The 2,893-nt window shown below is 71.8% G+C and carries 2 protein-coding genes; both read left to right on the forward strand.

Translation table 11 applies throughout. The features are described from left to right. A partial coding sequence (locus tag ABNT58_RS23680) for a transporter substrate-binding domain-containing protein (RefSeq protein ID WP_348755857.1) occupies window positions 1-863 on the forward strand: 863 nt, incomplete at its 5' end. Between the two features lie 69 nt (window positions 864-932). Then, a partial coding sequence (locus ABNT58_RS23685; protein WP_348755858.1) for a TonB-dependent receptor occupies window positions 933-2,893 on the forward strand: 1,961 nt, incomplete at its 3' end.

A 2,893-nucleotide genomic window follows, 5' to 3' on the forward strand; every position in this document is an offset into this window, starting at 1 on the left:
CCGCCGAAGGCGACTTCATGCGGCCGCAGGTGGTGATGTCGGCGCCCTTCATCGTGCACCGCTATGCCCTGGTGCAGCCGCCCGGCCAGCGGGTGGACGGCCTGGCCGCGCTGCGCGGCCAGCGGGTGGCGGTGCAGCTGCTGACGCCGCCGCACCAGCTGCTGGCCACCACGCCGGGCATGCAGCCGGTGACGGTGCGCTCGGCCGAAGAAGGCCTGCAGGCCCTGGCCGACGGCCAGGCCGACGCCGCCTGGCTGTGGGGCCCGACGGCCGGCTACCTGAACCGCGAGCGCTTCGGTGAACGCTGGCAGGTGCTGGCCACCGACGGTCCCGACATGGCCTGGCCGGTGGCCATCGGCTTCCGGCGCGACGACGCGGCGCTGCGCGCCCGGGTGCAGCAGCAGCTCGATGGGCTGCAGGGCTGGCTCACCGGCCTGTCGGCGCGCTACGGCTTTCCGGCCGGGCCCGCGCTGCAGATGGCGGCGGTGGACGCTGCCCCGGTGCGGCTGGCGGCAGCCGGCCCGTTGACGGGCCTGTTCGCCCAGGCCGGTGGCGCGGTGGTGGCGCAGGCGGCCGGCAGCAGCACCGCCCCGGCGGCCGGCGCCGATGGCGTGCTGCGCGGCAAGACGCTGTTCAACACCAACTGCTCGCACTGCCACGGGCCCAATGCCCAGTCGCCCGAGGCCCGCATCGACCTGCGCAAGCTCACGCGCCGCTACGGCGACGAGATGACCGAGGTGTTCCACACCACGGTGCGCGGCGGCCGGCCCGACAAGGGCATGCCGTCGTGGAAGGGCGTGCTGGGCGACGAGGACATCGCGTCGATCAAGCTCTTCATCGACAGCGTGCAGCAAGCTCGGTAGAGGCCCGCTCCTGGATGTGCGGCTGCATGGGCTAACCTCGCTCACAGTCCTACACACAGGAGACAAGACATGAAACCCCATGCGGTGGCACGCGCCTGCGCCCTGCTGCTGGCCTGCACCACGGTGCAGGCGCAAACGTCCAACGTCGAGTCGGTGGTGGTCACCGGCACCCGCAGTGCCGAGCGCGCCTTCGACGTGCCCGCCTCCATCGACCGGGTGGATGGCGAAGCGCTGCGCGACCAGCAGTGGCGCGTGAACCTGTCCGAAGGCGTGGCCCGCGTGCCCGGCCTGCTGGTGCAGAACCGCCAGAACTATGCGCAGGACCTGCAGGTGTCGTCGCGCGGCTTCGGCGCCCGCGCCACCTTCGGCGTGCGCGGCGTGCGGCTGATCCAGGACGGCATACCGCTGACCATGCCCGATGGCCAGGGCCAGACCGCCTTGCTCGACCTGGAAGGCGCCGGCGCGATCGAAGTGCTGCGCGGCCCCTTCGCGGCGCTGTACGGCAATGCCTCGGGCGGTGTGATCCACGTGATCGGCGACGACGCGCCGCGCAAGCCCTTCGTGGAAGGCAGCGTGATGGGCGGCAGCGACTCCACCTGGCGCACCGGCGTGCGCTTCGGCGTGTCCAGCGGCAGCTTCGGCGCCACCGGCAACGTCTCGCGCTTCGAGACCAACGGCTCGCGCGACCACAGCGCCGCCCGCCGCGACCTGGCCAATGCGCGGCTGCGTTTTGGTCTGGACAACGGCGCCAGCATCGTCGTCATCGCCAATGCACTCGACCAGCCCGACACGCAGGACCCGCTGGGCCTGACGCAGGCGCAGCTGGACGCCGACCCCCGCCAGGCCGGCACCAATGCGCTGGCGCAGGACACGCGCAAGAGCATCAAGCACACCCAGGGTGGCCTGGTGTGGCGCCATCCGCAGCTGCTGGGCGGCGCGGTGGAAGCCAGCGTCTATGGCGGCCAGCGCCAGCTCACGCAGTACCTGGGCCTGCCGCTGTCGGCGCAGGGCATCACCTCGTCGGGCGGCGTGGTCGACCTGGACCGCAACTTCTCGGGCACCGGGCTGCAATGGCGGCTGGGCGACGAGCAGCGCTCCATCACCGTGGGCCTGGCCTACGACCGCATGCGTGAGCACCGGCAAGGCTTCGTCAACACCGCCGGCACCGCGGGTGCGCTGCGCCGCGACGAGGACGACACCGTCAACAGCTTCGACCAGTTCATCATCGGCAGCTGGCAGGTGGCGCCGGCCTGGAAGCTCACCGGCGGCTTGCGGCACAGCGTGGTGAGGTTTGAGTCGAAGGACCGCTTCATCACCGGTGCCAACCCCGACGACAGCGGCTCGGCCCGCTACAGCGCCACCAGCCCGGTGCTGGGCGTGCTGCACCAGCTGAGCCCCGACCTGCACCTGTTCGCTTCGCTGGGCCGTGGCTTCGAGACGCCCACCTTCGCCGAACTGGCCTACCGCACCGGCAGCCAGCCGGGCCTGAACTTCGACCTGCAAGCCGCCAAGAGCCGCAACTACGAGGCGGGCGTCAAGGCGCGGCTGGGGGGCAACGTGCGCGCCAGCGCGGTGCTGTTCCGTGCCGACACGCGCAACGAGGTGGTCTCTGCCGGCTCCAGCGGCGGCCGCACCGTGTATGCCAATGCCGGCAAGACACGGCGTGAAGGCATCGAGCTGTCGATGGACGCCACGCTGCCGGCCGGCTTCAATGCCACGCTGGCCTACACCAACACCCGCGCCGAATACCGCGACCTGGTAACGCCTGCCGGCGCCGACCTGTCGGGCAAGCGCATCCCCGGCGTGCCGCGACAGGTGCTGTACGGCGAGCTGGGCTGGCGCCACCTGGCCAGCGGCTTCAGCAGCGCCGCCGAAGTCCGCGGCGCCAGCCGCCTGAGCGCCAACGACACCAACACCGCCCAGGCCCCCGGCTACGTGGCCACCGCCCTGCGCGCCGGCTTCGAGCAGCGCATCGGCGCCTGGAAGCTCACCCAGTTCGCGCGCGTGGACAACCTGTTCGACAAGGACTA

The sequence above is a fragment of the uncultured Aquincola sp. genome (assembly GCF_964001545.1).
Lineage (GTDB): Bacteria > Pseudomonadota > Gammaproteobacteria > Burkholderiales > Burkholderiaceae_C > Aquincola.